This is a genomic window from Roseibacillus ishigakijimensis (assembly GCF_016595415.1).
GTDB classification, from domain to species: domain Bacteria; phylum Verrucomicrobiota; class Verrucomicrobiia; order Verrucomicrobiales; family Akkermansiaceae; genus Roseibacillus; species Roseibacillus ishigakijimensis.
This window is the reverse complement of the sequence record NZ_JAENIO010000166.1, coordinates 1-387: the sequence shown is the minus strand read 5'-3', so window position 1 is coordinate 387 and position 387 is coordinate 1. Positions and strand designations below refer to the sequence as shown.

The window sequence follows — 387 nt, the reverse complement described above, 5'->3', positions numbered from 1 at the left end:
GTGCGGGCAACTCTGGCGCTTTTGCAAGAAGCTCTCGCCGAAGAAAGCAACAGCCACTTCATGCTTCTCTCCGAAAGTTGTGTCCCGGTGCGCCCATTCTCCGAACTCGCCCGCAGCCTGCGCTGTGATCCGCGTTCGCGCATCCGCTTCGAGCCCTGGGCGGAAATGCGTAAACGAGACATCCTAAAAGCCCAGCGCGTGCAAAAGGTGATCGGCATTCGCAAGGAAGTGGCTTGTTTTCAACACCAATGGATGTTGCTCAATCGAGCGGATGCGGAGGCCATCGTGGCCCACGATCTGACGCCGGCCTTTGCCAAAGTAGATTGCGCGGACGAAAGTTACTTCATCACCGTCCTCGCCCAACTCGGGCGGGCCCCCATGCAAACG

General features: G+C 58.7%; 1 protein-coding gene. It reads left to right on the top strand.

What is annotated here, in order from left to right:
* Positions 1 to 387: beta-1,6-N-acetylglucosaminyltransferase (locus tag JIN78_RS17015; protein ID WP_200393193.1), on the top strand; the 387-nt coding region annotated here is incomplete at both ends.